This is a genomic window from Vibrio coralliirubri (assembly GCF_024347375.1).
GTDB lineage: Bacteria > Pseudomonadota > Gammaproteobacteria > Enterobacterales > Vibrionaceae > Vibrio > Vibrio coralliirubri.
Genome location: NZ_AP025471.1, coordinates 486,556 through 501,743 on the forward strand (window position 1 = coordinate 486,556; position 15,188 = coordinate 501,743).

At 43.5% G+C, this 15,188-nt stretch carries 11 protein-coding genes; 4 read left to right on the plus strand and 7 right to left on the minus strand.

Annotation, left to right across the window (positions count from 1 at the left end; genetic code table 11):
- Positions 1 to 389: 389 nt before the first annotated feature.
- Both OCV20_RS18685 and OCV20_RS18690 read left to right on the plus strand, forming a co-directional pair.
- Positions 390 to 1,445, plus strand: coding sequence for a DUF1254 domain-containing protein (locus tag OCV20_RS18685; RefSeq protein WP_086773887.1), 1,056 nt, complete (start codon positions 390 to 392; stop codon positions 1,443 to 1,445).
- Between the two features lie 439 nt (positions 1,446 to 1,884).
- Complete coding sequence (locus OCV20_RS18690; RefSeq protein ID WP_048612580.1) at positions 1,885 to 2,418, plus strand: type II secretion system protein; 534 nt, start codon at positions 1,885 to 1,887, stop codon at positions 2,416 to 2,418.
- A 97-nt stretch (positions 2,419 to 2,515) separates the two neighbouring features.
- Here the strand turns inward: OCV20_RS18690 and OCV20_RS18695 are convergent, their stop codons facing one another.
- Positions 2,516 to 3,898: an MATE family efflux transporter gene (locus OCV20_RS18695; protein WP_086773886.1), complete on the minus strand. Its 1,383-nt coding sequence runs from the start codon at positions 3,896 to 3,898 to the stop codon at positions 2,516 to 2,518.
- A gap of 353 nt (positions 3,899 to 4,251) precedes the next feature.
- On the opposite strand from OCV20_RS18695, the gene OCV20_RS18700 reads away from it, so the two are divergent.
- The gene (locus OCV20_RS18700) at positions 4,252 to 4,512 is read left to right on the plus strand and encodes a hypothetical protein (RefSeq protein ID WP_086773885.1); all 261 of its coding nucleotides are present in this window, start codon (positions 4,252 to 4,254) and stop codon (positions 4,510 to 4,512) included.
- A gap of 541 nt (positions 4,513 to 5,053) precedes the next feature.
- On the opposite strand, the gene OCV20_RS18705 is transcribed toward OCV20_RS18700, so the two are convergent.
- The 3 genes from OCV20_RS18705 to OCV20_RS18715 all read right to left on the minus strand — a co-directional run bounded on the left by OCV20_RS18705 (position 5,054) and on the right by OCV20_RS18715 (position 7,681).
- Entirely contained in the window at positions 5,054 to 5,980 is a 927-nt protein-coding gene (locus OCV20_RS18705) for a LysR family transcriptional regulator (protein WP_050620802.1), read from the minus strand.
- A gap of 139 nt (positions 5,981 to 6,119) precedes the next feature.
- Entirely contained in the window at positions 6,120 to 6,827 is a 708-nt protein-coding gene (locus OCV20_RS18710) for a hypothetical protein (protein ID WP_086773884.1), read from the minus strand.
- A 92-nt stretch (positions 6,828 to 6,919) separates the two neighbouring features.
- Positions 6,920 to 7,681, minus strand: coding sequence for a hypothetical protein (locus tag OCV20_RS18715; RefSeq protein WP_108721722.1), 762 nt, complete (start codon positions 7,679 to 7,681; stop codon positions 6,920 to 6,922).
- A 464-nt stretch (positions 7,682 to 8,145) separates the two neighbouring features.
- Between OCV20_RS18715 and OCV20_RS18720 the strand changes: the two genes are divergently transcribed.
- Positions 8,146 to 9,579, plus strand: a complete 1,434-nt coding sequence (locus OCV20_RS18720) for a DUF1214 domain-containing protein (RefSeq protein ID WP_086773883.1) — start codon at positions 8,146 to 8,148, stop codon at positions 9,577 to 9,579.
- A 750-nt stretch (positions 9,580 to 10,329) separates the two neighbouring features.
- On the opposite strand, the gene gcvP is transcribed toward OCV20_RS18720, so the two are convergent.
- The 3 genes from gcvP to OCV20_RS18735 all read right to left on the minus strand — a co-directional run bounded on the left by gcvP (position 10,330) and on the right by OCV20_RS18735 (position 15,024).
- A complete protein-coding gene (gcvP, locus tag OCV20_RS18725) occupies positions 10,330 to 13,209 on the minus strand; it encodes an aminomethyl-transferring glycine dehydrogenase (RefSeq protein ID WP_086773882.1) in 2,880 nt (959 codons plus the stop codon).
- A gap of 90 nt (positions 13,210 to 13,299) precedes the next feature.
- Positions 13,300 to 13,680 carry a glycine cleavage system protein GcvH gene (gene gcvH, locus OCV20_RS18730; protein ID WP_017064654.1) on the minus strand — a complete coding sequence of 127 codons (381 nt, stop codon included), beginning with the start codon at positions 13,678 to 13,680 and terminating at the stop codon, positions 13,300 to 13,302.
- 51 nt (positions 13,681 to 13,731) lie between these two features.
- The gene (locus tag OCV20_RS18735; protein ID WP_086773881.1) at positions 13,732 to 15,024 is read right to left on the minus strand and encodes a serine hydroxymethyltransferase; all 1,293 of its coding nucleotides are present in this window, start codon (positions 15,022 to 15,024) and stop codon (positions 13,732 to 13,734) included.
- Positions 15,025 to 15,188 lie beyond the last annotated feature (164 nt).

Sequence of the window (15,188 nt, forward strand, 5' to 3'; positions counted from 1 at the left end):
ACTAATTAATCAAGTGAGATTCAGGTCACCAGATGGCGAAAAGATAAATATTGTTAGTTAAAGCAATTATTTAAATCACCTTTGCTAAGGGTAGTCGAAAATAATTTCGACATACGCGATCAACATATCTTTGTTAAAGGCTCACCTTGGAAATACTGAATTGCATGGTCTATAAATAGGCTACTGTATTGTTTGTATTTTAATCAAGAATAAAGGTTGATAAGTAACATTACTTCGCTGCATATCTCTTATACGGCGATGTCATTTGTGAATTTATGCTGCCTTGATAACATTGTTCACAAGTTGAGCGGTTAACGAACTAACTGTTCGAACAAAAACATATGGACTATGGATTGATTTAGCGTTATCGATTTTATTAGAGGTCACCAATGAAAAAATTAGCATTAGTAGTTTTAGGTTTAAGCGCAGTTTCTCTTTCTTCTTACGCAGCTGAAGAAGTTTCAACTCTGACAAAGTTCTTCAATGCCGATGGTGAAGTGACTACCGTCGACAATTACGCGGTGTACGAAACGTCACGCCAATATTTGAAAAACCAAGAGCTTGTTGGCGTTAATAAATTCCTACACAAACGCGAACTCACGCCAACCGATAAACAGCCGGTGGTTCGCATGAACCGAGACACTTACTACTCAATGGCTGTGATTAACGTTTCGCAAGGCGCGACGATTACGTTGCCTGAGATTCCTGAAGGCAAATACATGTCGATGGAAGTGATTACAGAAGACCACCGCATTCAGCCAATGCAATACGGTTCTGGTACGTTTGATCTTTCTACACACAGTGGCGACCACGTTTATGTCATCGTTCGTACCGACGCGACGTTCACCAAAGATGAAGTTCACAAAATCCAAAATCAGATGAGCATTGATGCAAAAGCAGACGGCGAATTCATGGCAATGCAAGTGGATGAGAAATCATTCGATGAGGTAGAGAAAAACCTTAAGATGGAAATGCCAAAACTACTAAAACGCGATGGTGCTCAGGCGACGTTTGGTATGTTTACCAGCCCTGAAGATGCTTCAAAAGAGATGTTTACCAAAGAGAAGTACGCAGTGGGTGCGGCCATCGGTTGGGGTGGCGCGCAGTTAGATGACAATATTTATGAAGTCTCTGGCAACTTCCCGGCAGACACTTGTCATCAGGCAACCTTTGATGACCCTAAAAACCAAGCGTTTTGGTCGGTAACTGTCTACAACAAGCAAGGTTTCATGTTTGGTGAAGTGGCGAACGTAAGCTCAAACACGGCTGAGAAAAATGCAGATGGCACTTACACAGTAAGCTTTGGTTGTGGTGATGATGCAGTCAACAATATCAAAACAGAGAACGATTCTGGTGTGTTTAACTTAGCTTTCCGCCATTACATCCCAAGCCAAAAAGTACGTGATGGATTCCGAGTACTTCCTTACGTTAAAGCTGTGAACTAATGTTGCGATAGTCGCATAACGATTGATAGATACGCGCTATTACCCGTGGTAGTAGCGCGTTTTTTTATGGGTTCTATTTCATTTCTTGCTTTCTTAAGTGGAGAAACACAAAGGCCGAGTCAAAAAATGGTCTAACTTTGGTTATACGCAGCGTGCCTCAGTTCAAATAAATCAATTAAACCTTCTTCCATCGATGCTTTCAGTTACCCCAAGCATCTGATCGAATTTAAACCCGCTGACACCTTATGTGACAACGCTTCCAGTTATCTTTGCAGGCTCTAAAGAGAACAAACACCACATACCAGCGTTATAAAAACCGATAGCCGTGGAGTGTTATGAGTCCTATTTGAGGTGTATAGTTATAGGTAATTCATTGGGTTATCGAATATTTAAGTTATCAAAAGATGTGTATGTCATGAAGAAAAACGGATTTACTTTAATTGAACTGATCGTGGTGATTATCATACTCGGAGTGTTGGCAGTAACTGCTGCTCCTAGATTTCTAGGTATTCAAGAGTCTGCAAGAGAAGCGGTACTTGAAGGTGTTGCGGGTGCGATGGAAGGCGTAATCACTCAGGTAACTTCTAAAGCGATTATTGTTGGATTAGATCCGGCTGCTAGCAACCCAAGTGATCAGAGCAACTATGTTATCGATTTCGGTATCGGCAGTGTTGAAGTTGACTGGGGAACTCTTTGCCCGGAAAGCCGAGGGGAATCAGGGGATAAATTGAACATGCTCGATTTCCTTACCTTGTCAGACGATGACAGCTTAACCTCTGATTTTGCTAATAGGTATACAGTGGTTGGTTATGAATACCCGTTTACCACTGGAGATCTTGGCGGTGCGATAATAGACGATCTTCCATCTGGTTGTTATGTTCTCTATGACTCTTTTGGTGGTAGAACAAGTGGAGATACATGCCCAGCTGATGGTTGTGTATGTACAGTTGAAGTAGTTAACGACGAGTGTTAAACCAAACACATCAACTGATTTATAGACATTCAATAAAAAAGCGCGTTATTACCAGTTGGTAGTAACGCGCTTTTTTATATTAGATTATTGGTCTATCTTAGTTTGCTAATGCAACATCTGCTGGTGGCAAATCACGCTTCTTAATTACGTATCGCAAGCGAAGCAACATCAACGCAGCTGATACGCTTAACCCCGTCAGAATACCAATCCAAAAGCCTTCTTCACCCATTGCTGGAACAATGTGGTCTGTTAAGCCCAGCACCATACCGAGTGGTAGTGCCAAGCCCCAGTAAGAAGCGATAGCTAAGATCATTGGGATCTTAGTATCTTTATAGCCACGTAATGCACCGTTAGCAGACGTTTGCAATGCATCGCTGAATTGGTACATAGCTGTAAAGGTCAATAATACTGCTGCTGTTGCGCTTATCGCAGGGTCAGTGGTGTAAAGCCTAATGATCCACTCTGGGAACAGAAGGAACATCGCAACCGAAAGCAATGAAATCAACGCGGCAACCAAAATACCGACTTTGCTGCGTTCAATTGCGCCTAGTTCGTCTTTTTCGCCAAGAGCGTGCCCAACACGAATCGTAATGCCAAATGAGATACTCATTGGAATCACGTAAGTTAGGCTCGAGATGTTAAGTGCAATTTGCGCCGCTGCTACGTTCTCTGCACCAATACGACCAATCATCAGTGCGATTACCGCAAAGATGCTGCCACAAACTGCAATGTTCATCCCGATAGGTAAACCTAATCTTAGAAGGTGAAGCATCTCTTTTGCTTTTGGCTTCGCATCTGAAAAGTTGATGATGGTCTTGTAATGGTGATGACCTTTAATGTAGGAATACAGCATTCCCGACATTAGCCAATACACCAAGCTTGTTGCCCAGCCACAACCCACTGCGCCCATTTCAGGGAAGCCGAACTTACCGTAGATAAGCACGTAGTTGACCGGAATATTCACCAATAAACCAACCACAGAAATGATCATTGGTACTTTGGTGTTGTTCATACCTTCACAGAAGCCGTTCAAGGTGTAGAACAGGGCAATCCCCGGCACTCCGAATGCTAGGGCAAAGGCATAATCGCTGCCAATAGGGATGATCTCAGCGGCTACGCCAATCCATTCTAAGATCGGTTTCGCACTCACTAAGTAAGCGATAAGCAGCACGCTAGCAATTAATGCGATCCAAACCATCTGGAAGAATTCAACAGAGATACTTTGAAAGTCACGTGCGCCTCGGTGGTATGCGACAACAGGCGTTAACGCCATAATCACGCCACGCAGTAGCAGCAACACAGGAATCCAAAGGCTAGTGCCGAGAGCAATAGCGGCGAGATCGGCAGGGCTTACTTGGCCAGCCATCGTCGTATCGACAAATCCCATCGCTTGGGTAGCTATTTGAGTCAAAATGATTGGAACCGAAAGATGCATAAGCGCACCCGATTCACGAGTAAAAGGACGAAGTTTCGTTAGCATGGAAGTTCACAACACCAATATAAATACACGAATGATGGCAGGATGGCCGGTGTGCATTTTAGGATGTGCCCCGTTGGGCGGGCGACAATATAAACACCTTACCGTATAGGGTCAAGCATTGGATTTATAGAGTTTAACTAACTCTGAGATAGGGATAGGTTCTTATGGTTAAAATACTAGTTTAATATCTATAAGTGGATGATTTTAATAGAAATTAAACCGGATGATAAATTTCGATATTTACGTATTAAATTTTCAAATGGGCATCACAAATTGCGCTTATATCTATTACCTAGAATTTATTCTTTAACTGTCTGATAATAGGGCGATATATTTCTATTAAAGGTATAGATATGGAATCGAAAGTTGAGTTGTTGGCATTACTCACTCAAGAATATTGTGATTATTGTGAAATACCAGTGAGTGAAGTCCAGAAAAAGCGTGAAAAGAAGTCATTTATTAATGGTCTTATGACGGCATCGAGAGTCATCGGGGTTAGCTTTGATGAGCTAAACGAGATTGTTGGCGCTAATACTGAGTCAAAATTTGACAGTCTAGACGACAAGCTCGCTATCCCAACTTACATACGAAATAAAATTGAGCTTGAGAGATAGCCAGCAGATCGGCGACGCGCATAGTTAATTTGAACACTATGTACCATATTCTGTTTGATTGGGTTTAGAGAGCTTCCTACTGCCACAAAGCCAGCAGAAACACCAAAAGCCCAATCCCAAGCGTGACCTTCAGAAGTAAACCAAGAGGGGCCCCACCTTTTGGTGCTTTATTGCAACATCCCATAATTGTTTCCTCATTCATCGTTGGATTCGTTTCACCTTAAACCTTTCCCTTACGGTAAGGTCAATGCTTTACATAATTTGGAATCCGAAAAACAAAAAAGCGAACCAAGTGGTTCACTTTTGTTTATTTAAAATCAACAAAATTTACCATAGATAGAGGGCTTACCAATTGATGTGCTGGTGCCAACTCTAGGTTTGCTCATACTCTCTATCGAGGTGAATCTAACGTTGATGACAAACTAGGTTACATAAGAGCATAAGTAGCAGTGACTATTTACACCGCGTTGTTGTAAGACGATGTTTTCCATTGCTTATTAGAGTTATTCAGCCTGCTGGGTTAGGTTGCTTATAAAAACACTCAGCTCAATCCTTTGATTGTGTCAAAAACGAGTTCCTTTAGCCAAGTCAGGTAAGGTGAATGCCGAGAGCGGTGAGCGTAAAAGCCACCAATGGAGAAATCTGGCCCTTCTTCAAAGTGCGCGATATCAAGGAGCACCATATCATCGGGGGTAGAGTGCCTGACAATATGACTGACTGGGAAGAGGCAATGGTGATCGGTAACAGCTTGATAGCAAAGGTCTATTTTATCTGTTCTCAGCAAAACCTTTGGTTCAATGTTTCTTGCTCTCAGATAGGTTTCTGCAAATGTATCGCCTTTATGGTAATCAGGCATAAGCATCAGCGCCAATGGCATACTTCCAACATCTTCAGGCGTAATGCTCCCTTTTTGACTCATAGGGTGATGTGCTGAGCAGCAAAGCATAAACTTGGCGGGGGTCACGTGTTGCTGAATTATTTCCTTGGTGATGTTAAGGGGCATAAAGTTGATCCCCAAGTCCACTTGGTTTGTTTTGATTTTCAGCTCGGTATCGTGAGACCAGTTTTGAATGTTTATTGTTGCATTAGGGGCCGATTGAGTCAGCATTCTCAATAAGGGGCTCATGACGGGATAACAGAGTACGGTGTTGATGTGGATACTGATCTCACCGGTGTACTCTTGTGGATTAAAGCTACTGCCCTGTTCAAAGATTGCTTCGAGTCTCGCTAGAACATCCGGTAACTGTAAGAGCAATTCTTCGCACTTTGGGGTTGGCTCTAAGCCATGCTTTTGCCTTAAGAACAGCTGGTCATTAAATTGTTCTCTCAGTTTTCTTAGCGACTTACTGACCGCAGGTTGACTGATAAAAAGTCGTTCACCAGTTCGTTTGGTATTCTTCTCTTCTCCAAGTATTTTCAGTAACTTTAGAGAGTTGAAGTCGAGCCGTAACATCTCAGACTCTTTCATAGGCAATCCTTGCTTCATGACAATTCAGTCAGATTATCATGAAGTTAATGGTATTGCACAAGGTCTAATCACTGTATTTAGGCATGGGGAGTATGTTTCATCCTCCTCACTGTGTTCGAGAATAATCTAGCTTTGCGAACTAATTAAATTCGTATCGATAGTTAATTGATAGGACATCCCTCGAGCCGAATTGAGAGCTATCACTAAAGATTGCATAGCTATTGACGGACTGGTTTTTGTCGATTCGGTAGCTGGCTCCAACACCTAAATACGCATTATTGGTATTATTGCTGCCGAGACTACCTCCGCCACCTAACATTAGTGTCACTCGATCATTTATTGGTTTTAATGCGAGCATTCCCAAATACCCGCCGTGACTTTCTATCGGCATCAATACTGAGCCGTCATGCACGCTTTGATGAGTAGGTACTGTCACATGGCCTTCAGTGTAGTTATAACCAAAGGCAGGGAAAAGCTGCCAGTCCCTGGGTGTCACACCAAACACACTCAAAGGGACAAATGTTCCCAAGTTGTAACTGGTACTTTCGCCACCATTTTCATATTGATTTCTTTTGAAATTGAAGTTGACGATCCCTTTGCTAAATAGCCAAGAACCCCTAATACGCCACTCACTACCATCTGAATTGATATTGCCACTGACCATTCTTGCGCCATCAAGTCCTAACGAGCCATTGAGTGTCAATTCGCCGTTGTATCCACCGCCCAATCTAGTCACTATTTTGGTGGGATCTTCTTGGTTTTTTTCCTCATCGATTAACTCATAGGCCGTAACTTGGAATGAAATAAGTGATAATAGATAAAATGCTAGTGTATTTTTAGACAACATATTTAACGTCCAAACTATTTGATAATAAATTGTTCATTGATAGGTATTGTCCTTTTTGTTTTCTAGCCCTCCTTGGCAATATTTTTATTGTTTTAAAATTGATAGTTGTATTCTACTCTGAAGTCAGTGCCCTTTAAGGCCTCCCCAAAATTCCAGAATGCTCTGATATTACTTTGAGTATTTATTTGATAGCTTGTTGCGATTTCATGTTGCCAACCATATAGATTGCTAAAAGTCTCCAACCCACCGAGCTGTGTGGTGTACATTGGGTTGTAGTTCAACCAAACTTGGTCATTGAGCTCAATTTTTGAATAGACGCCGAGCAATCCAAAACTTGAAGGGATGGCATATCCAATTGATCCGATTGCGTTGTCCTCGTCATCAACCAATAATGCTGAATCAACATCCGCTACATTCACCCCAATGCCTGCTAAAGGGTAGAGCTGTACTGGCCCAAATGCTGGAAGTGCTTGAATCATAGAATAAGAGGCTGAGCCAAGCTTTTGATTGAAATCCCAGTTGATATCAATTTGCGAACCTAGGCCGTTTTGTGTATCAACCGTAAAGTGTCGATAACGAAGAGAATCAAAACTGTCGTTCCCATTTAAGCTCAAGGCATCAGCGGCAAAGCCCTTTGCTTCAAGTACATGCATTGCCATGGTTGAGTCGTTGTTGGTGTCGTAGGCTTGACCAAATTTGAAATTGAGACCTTTATTGGTTGCGCCGATCCCTGCCTGTGAATAGACGGAGAGTGGATCTGACATATCTTGATATTCTTCGGCCACTGCAGGGTTAAATGCAATCGAAAGAAGGGATGCAATGGTTGCTACTTTAATAGAATGTGTTGATTTCATAATAACTCTTATTTTATCTATCCCTCCGTGGTAATTATTTAAGCCTGTTTCCAATGAGACCCTGTAATTAATGGCAAAGACGATATAAAGCTATTCGTCCTTGCGATGTTTAAATAATAATTGGAGATGAAACCATGGAGAAATGAGAAGGAAGACTTCAAGTTATTACCGCAAGTTATACCTATCCTCTATTTAATGGACAGGAAACCTAGGGATATTGAATAAGTGATATTAGTTTTGGTTATTCCTTAATGTAGTTTTCGTAATTTCTTTTTAAGTAAATCCAATATTACTATTGAAGCGAATCGATGAGGGGGATCACTCATCTACGTTTTGGTAGAAATACTGACTATGGATTGTCCAGTTTTCTCTTTTGAGTAAGCGTGCACATAAAGCCGAGAGTATTGGTCGCTCTGGTGATTTTGTTGCGCTGTACTGAATCAATTCCATCAGTGAGCATTTATATGAAAAAAACGATGATTTCCTTAGCACTTTCCACCATGGCTTTTAATTCTTTTGCGGTTGATATTCCATCTGGTTATCCGATGTTGAACAGTGAAGAGGTCTATCAACAGATGGATCTCGAAAACCTAACAAGTGCTTATGTGGATTTGCAACCTGAAGCGGCGTTTATGTCCCTTTACCAGTCATATATTGATGCTGGGTCAACAGAGCAGAACATTGGAATTATGGAAACATCCGTAGACCCGAGACAGATCGTTCTCACCGCAAACTCGGAAACCGTGTATGCCGTTCACCCGGTTAACTTGCAAGCACAAGGTGGCGCAGTCGTATTAGAAGTCCCTTCCGGTGTGATGGGAATGGCCAATGGTCCAGGGTGGACATCATTTGCAGATTTTGGTTTGACGGGACCTGATCGTGGAAAAGGTGGGATCTATTTACTCACAGCACCTCAATGGGAAGGGGAAATACCAGAAGGTATGATCCATGCACCTTCTCCAACCAATACAATTGTCTGGCTAATCAGAGCTTTCCAAGGTGAAGATGGCATGCGAGGTTCAGCCAACACGCTTAGAGAAGGTATAAAAACGTACTCCCTTAGCGATATAAATGAGCCACCAAAAACGACCTTCTACAATACCTCAGAGCCGGTATATCAAGATGGTGGTTATCAAGATATGCTTTTTCATAAGCAGGATATTCCTGAGCTAATTAAGCAATACTATTTGCTCAATGGCTACGGTGCAGAGAAGCACCACTATAATACAGCGCACCTCTATCATGCTGGGTTCTTTGATGGCTCGGTAGATCCTGAACTGGCAAAACAGGCAAAAGACTTAGCATGGGAGCGCGTACTCACCTTAACTTTTGCAAATCGTGAAGACGATGCCTATCAGTGGGGCCGAGAAGTGAGCGATTGGGTTTTGCCTAATACCACCGCCGATGAAAACTGGACACATCGTAGTTTTGATATGGTAGATCCTGTGGCTCAAGTCGTGTGGGCTCACCAAGCGACCTTTACCGCAGCGGCAATGACAAGGCCTCCTCAGGGTACAGGCGCGGTATATGTCTCGACTTATGTGGATAGTGAAGGAAACTATTTAGATGGCTCAAACTGCTATCAGCTGAACATTCCTGCTGAGGTTCCATACAATAACTTCTGGTCTTTGGTTACATACAATGCCCTTAAGCGCTCAATGATCCAGAATGATCACTTTTCTTGGGGGATAAACAGCTACCAAGAAGGGTTACAACAGAATACTGATGGGTCTTACAGCATCTTCTGGGGGCCAAATGTTGAGAATAATGAGAACTCTATTCAAACCAATACTGACGAGGGCTTTTTCCCATACTTCAGAATTTATGGTCCTACAGATACTTGGTATGACAATAGTTGGGTAATGCCAAACATAGAGCGGGTAAGTTGCGCTCTATAAAGAGTGAATTGGTTTAACTACAGAGGTTACACAAATCACGTTAACTATTAATCACTTGTCGTAAAAGGGAATAGGCTAGGCATATAATCCAAATCAACCAAGGTTGTATATGCACTTAAAGGTGACCGCGTTATGGATGACAATGCTCTACGAAAAGTAGATTTCACTTTACTTAAGCTCTTCAAAACTTTGGGTGAAGAGCTTAATACCTCTACGACATGAGTTATCGGTTAAGAAGAAAGAATTTCTTGATACGGATAGATTAGGTGGTGCTAGTGATAGAGGGCAAGGGAAGCAGCCAAGCTTAAGCTTTTTAAGTTCGGCTTTTCCTCTTACATACGATCAGAAACAAAATTGAGCTCGCCCCAACAATGGGTAATTGCAAAATTAACCTCCATATGACGCCCAATACAGAAGAAGAGTTGTTATCTCAGCTAAGTTTACACAAAGCAGATTTGGCCTTTGATATTGGTTTGCGCAGTAATCTGTGTTTTTCCCATCAATCTTAATTGTTTAACTTACAAATACTGCCATTGCCATTTTTTTCCAAACCTTTCAAACTCGTCATGATGTGGCATAAGCGTGATGACCATAACTCAACCAATCAATGGTTGAGAAATAAACTCTATGATGTTTTATGACGTTGACTTTAAGCCAAAACTTGCGCCTGAAGTGAGATTAAAGAAGTAAATGCCTTACAAAAAAGGCGAACCAAACGGTTCGCCTTTGTCTATTCAGATTCTACAAAAACTAGTCTTCGTAGTTATCGATGCTTGGGCAAGAACAGATTAGGTTACGGTCGCCGTATACGTTGTCTACACGGTTAACTGTTGGCCAGTACTTCGAGTTCTTGGTTGCTTTCGATGGGAAGCAAGCCAGTTCGCGAGAGTAAGGGCGATTCCATTCTGCGCCTGAAAGGTCAACTTGTGTGTGCGGTGCGTTCACTAGAGGGTTGTTGTCTAGTGGCCATTCACCCGCTTTCACTGCTGCCATTTCGTGACGGATAGCGATCATCGCTTCACAGAAACGGTCTAGTTCTTCTAAATCTTCAGATTCAGTTGGCTCAACCATTAGTGTGCCAGCTACTGGGAAAGACATAGTAGGTGCGTGGAAACCGAAGTCCATCAGACGCTTAGCAATATCTTCTTCGCTGATGCCTGTGTCTTCTTTAAGCGGGCGAATATCGATAATACATTCGTGCGCTACGCGGCCGTTAGTGCCACGGTAAAGAACAGGGTAGTGAGGACGTAGTTTCTCCATCACGTAGTTCGCGTTCAGAATCGCTACTTTCGTTGCGTCTGTTAGGCCAGGTTCGCCCATCATTGCGATGTAAGCCCAAGAGATAGGTAGAATTGAAGCACTACCTAGATCTGCTGCTGATACCGCGTAGTCAGAACCTTGTACACCGTTTTCGATGTGACCTGGTAGGAAAGGTGCTAGGTGCGATTTAACACCGATAGGACCCATACCCGGACCGCCACCACCGTGTGGGATACAGAATGTTTTGTGTAGGTTCAAGTGAGATACGTCTGAACCGATGAAGCCAGGTGAAGTTAGGCCTACTTGAGCGTTCATGTTCGCGCCGTCTAGGTAAACCTGACCGCCCGCTGCGTGTACTTGTTCACACACTTCTTTCACTTGCTCTTCGTATACGCCGTGCGTAGAAGGGTAAGTGATCATGATGCTTGATAGGTTTTCTTTGTGCTTCTCGATTTTCGCTGCTAGGTCTGTCATGTCGATGTTGCCATCTTCATCACACTTAACAACCACTACCTTCATAGAAACCATAGATGCTGTTGCAGGGTTAGTACCGTGCGCAGAGCTTGGAATCAAACAAACGTTACGGTGAGCTTCACCGCGGCTTGCGTGGTAGCGTTGAATCGCGATTAGACCCGCGTATTCGCCAGATGCACCAGAGTTAGGCTGTAGTGAGAAATCGTCGTAACCAGTGATTTCACATAGCTTCTCTTTAAGATCTTTTGCTAGTGCTGTGTAACCCGCCGCTTGCTCTAGAGGTGCGAATGGGTGAATAGAACCAAACTCAGGCCATGTTACTGGAATCATCTCAGCAGCAGCGTTCAGCTTCATCGTACAGCTGCCCAGTGGGATCATGCCGTGCGTTAGTGAGAAGTCTTTGTTCTCAAGCTGTTTTAGGTAACGCATCATTTGCGTTTCGCTGTGGTGCGTGTTGAATACTGGGTGAGTTAGGAACTCTGATTCACGACGGCAGTTTTCTGGAATTGCTGCAAACTCGTTTGATGCAATGTCAGAAGACAGCGCTTGAACGTCTTCTTTCACGTCGAAGATTGCGAATAGGGCATTCACGTCGTCGACTGTGGTTGTTTCATCTAAGCTGATACCGATTTTACCAACAAGTCGACGAAGGTTGATGTCTGCTGCTTGCGCTTTCGCGTACAGTGCATCTGTCTTGTCTTCTGTGTTCAACGTGATGGTATCAAAGAAGCTGTTATTCGTTAGCTCGTAACCCGCTTTAGTCAGGCCAGCCGCTAGGATAGCTGTCATGTGGTGTGTACGACGAGCAATAGTACGAAGGCCTTCTGCACCGTGGTAAACCGCGTAGAAAGAGGCCATGTTTGCTAGAAGTGCTTGAGCTGTACAGATGTTCGATGTCGCTTTCTCGCGGCGGATGTGTTGCTCACGAGTTTGCATTGCCATACGTAGTGCTTGGTTACCATGAGTATCGATTGAAACACCGATTACACGACCTGGCATTGTACGCTTATGCTTTTCACGAGTACCCATGAATGCAGCGTGTGGACCGCCGTAACCCATAGGAACACCGAAACGTTGTGCTGAACCGATTACTACGTCTGCGCCCATTTCGCCAGCTGGCTTAAGTAGAGCAGAAGCAAGTAGGTCAGTTGCAACCGTTACAAGAGTCTTGTTTGCTTGAGCTTTCGCAATGATGTCTGTTAGGTCGCGAACTTCACCTGTTGTACCAGGGTATTGAACCAACGCACCAAATACGTCTTGCTCTGGAAGTGTTTCAAGAGCACCAACCATTACTTCAAAACCGATGTACTCAGCACGAGTTTTAACAACTTCTAGTGTTTGAGGGTGAACATCGTCAGCAACGAAGAATACTTTGCTCTTGCTTTTACCAGCACGCTTACACAGTGTCATCGCTTCGCCAGCCGCTGTCGCTTCATCAAGAAGAGACGCGTTCGCGATTTCCATACCAGTTAAGTCCATTACCATTTGTTGGTAATTCAGTAGAGCTTCAAGACGACCTTGAGAAATCTCTGGTTGGTATGGTGTGTAAGCTGTGTACCAGCCTGGATTCTCTAAAACGTTACGTAGAATAACGTTTGGAGTGAATGTGTTGTAGTAGCCTTGGCCAATGAAAGTACGTTTCACTTGGTTTAGGTTAGCGATCTCTTTAAGAGAGGTCAGCATGTCCATTTCGCTCAGTGGCGCAGCAAGTGTCATTGGTTTTTCAAGACGGATTTGTGCAGGAACCGTTTCGTCGATCAGTGCTTCTAAGCTAGTCGCGTTGATCGCTTCAAGCATTTTTTGCTGGTCTGCTTTATTAGGGCCGTTATGACGAGCAACAAACTCGTTTTGAGTACCCAAGTCTTTCAGTAATTGGCTTTGAAGTAATTCAGTCATGATATGTTCTACTTTCTCTCTGGAGCCGTGAGCTAGCCCCTAAAATTAAGCTGCTCCAAAAGAGCAGCTTTATCGTAATGAGGTTACCTATTAGTCTTCTTCGATAGAGCTTAGGTATTCTTCCGCATCTTTAAGGTTGTTTAGTTCAGACGCATCAGACATCTTCACTTTAACAATCCAACCACCTTCATAAGGTTCTTCGTTGATTAGCTCTGGGCTATCTTCTAATTCTTCGTTGATTTCTACGATTTCGCCAGAGATTGGTGCGTAGATATCAGAAGCAGCTTTCACTGATTCAACTAGAGAGAAGCTTTCGCCAGCTTCAATTTCGTCATCAGTGTCAGGCAGGTCAACAAACACAACGTCACCTAGCATCTCTTGAGCGTGCTCAGAAATACCGATAGTCACAGTACCGTCACCGTTGTCTTTTACCCACTCGTGGCTGTCTGCAAACTTTAGTGTATTGTCCATTGCTTATTCTCCAAAAATTTATGAGGTTTTAATTTAAATCTTAAAAACGGTTTAACGGTAAAGAGGGAAGCGTTTGCAAAGCTCATTAACTTGCTTGCGAACACGTTGCTCAACTTCAGCGTTGCCTTCAGGGCTTTCAACTAAGCCGTCAAGAACATCGCCGATCCATTCACCGATAAGTTTGAATTCTTCAGTGCCAAAACCACGACTGGTTCCAGCTGGCGTACCTAAACGAATGCCAGAAGTAATCATAGGCTTCTCTGAGTCGAATGGTATGCCATTTTTGTTACATGTGATCCCTGCACGCTCTAATGCTTCTTCAGTTACGTTACCTTTCAAGCCCTTAGGACGAAGGTCAACCAGCATTAGGTGCGTGTCTGTTCCGCCAGTCACAATGTCACAACCGCGAGTTTGCAACACTTCAGCAAGAACTTTTGCGTTGTCGATCACTGAATCAATATAAGTATTAAATTCTGGGCCAAGAGCTTCGCCAAACGCGACTGCTTTAGCCGCGATAACGTGCATTAGTGGGCCGCCTTGAAGGCCAGGGAACACTGCAGAGTTGATCTTTTTGTTGATGTCTTCGTGGTTAGTAAGAATCATACCGCCGCGAGGGCCACGAAGTGTTTTGTGCGTTGTAGTTGTCACAACGTGCGCGTGTGGCAGTGGGCTAGGGTGAGCACCTGTCGCGATAAGACCCGCGATGTGTGCCATATCGACCATTAGGATAGCGCCAACTTCGTCTGCGATTTCACGGAACTTAGCGAAATCAATAACGCGTGGGATAGCGCTACCACCAGCAATAATCATTTTAGGTTGGCTTTCGATCGCCAAAGCGCGAACCGCTTCGTAATCGATTTCAAGAGTGTCGCGGTCTACGCCATATTGAACTGCGTTGAACCACTTACCTGACATTGCAGGGCGCGCACCGTGTGTAAGGTGGCCACCAGCGTCTAAAGACATACCTAGGATAGTGTCGCCAGGTTGAAGTAGGGCAAGTTTAACTGCGCCGTTCGCTTGAGCACCTGAGTGAGGCTGTACGTTTACGTATTCGCACTTGAACAGCTGTTTAGCGCGTTCAATCGCGATAGCTTCAACTGTATCTACGTGCTCACAACCACCGTAGTAACGACGGCCTGGGTAGCCTTCTGCGTATTTGTTGGTTAGGCAGGTGCCTTGAGCTTGCATTACTGCTTTAGAAACGATGTTCTCAGAAGCAATAAGTTCGATTTGTTCGTTTTGACGAGTGTTCTCTGCTTGTATTCCAGCAAATACTGCGTCGTCAGTCGCAGATAGGTTCGTAGAGAAAAAACTGTCTAAGCTATGGTTTTGGTAAGCGTTCATTGTCGAGACCTTTCTTTAAGCTAATGGTGATTGTTTTTATAGTCCATTAGGTCTTACGTTGATTTCTGCATCGGTATCGTTTGCGCTATATAGGTATAGATAAACGTGAATTGCGTTATAAATATACTCTTACAGCGTCTAAGCGATCGTTGTAGGGTCAATGC

Coding starts and splice junctions, on each gene's coding strand:
- OCV20_RS18685 (WP_086773887.1), top strand. CDS start 390: ATGAAAAAATTAGCATTAGTAGTTTTAGGTTTAAGCGCAGTTTCTCTT.
- OCV20_RS18695 (WP_086773886.1), bottom strand. CDS start 3,898: ATGCTAACGAAACTTCGTCCTTTTACTCGTGAATCGGGTGCGCTTATG.
- OCV20_RS18700 (WP_086773885.1), top strand. CDS start 4,252: ATGGAATCGAAAGTTGAGTTGTTGGCATTACTCACTCAAGAATATTGT.
- OCV20_RS18705 (WP_050620802.1), bottom strand. CDS start 5,980: ATGAAAGAGTCTGAGATGTTACGGCTCGACTTCAACTCTCTAAAGTTA.
- OCV20_RS18710 (WP_086773884.1), bottom strand. CDS start 6,827: ATGTTGTCTAAAAATACACTAGCATTTTATCTATTATCACTTATTTCA.
- OCV20_RS18715 (WP_108721722.1), bottom strand. CDS start 7,681: ATGAAATCAACACATTCTATTAAAGTAGCAACCATTGCATCCCTTCTT.
- OCV20_RS18720 (WP_086773883.1), top strand. CDS start 8,146: ATGAAAAAAACGATGATTTCCTTAGCACTTTCCACCATGGCTTTTAAT.
- gcvP (WP_086773882.1), bottom strand. CDS start 13,209: ATGACTGAATTACTTCAAAGCCAATTACTGAAAGACTTGGGTACTCAA.
- gcvH (WP_017064654.1), bottom strand. CDS start 13,680: ATGGACAATACACTAAAGTTTGCAGACAGCCACGAGTGGGTAAAAGAC.
- OCV20_RS18735 (WP_086773881.1), bottom strand. CDS start 15,024: ATGAACGCTTACCAAAACCATAGCTTAGACAGTTTTTTCTCTACGAAC.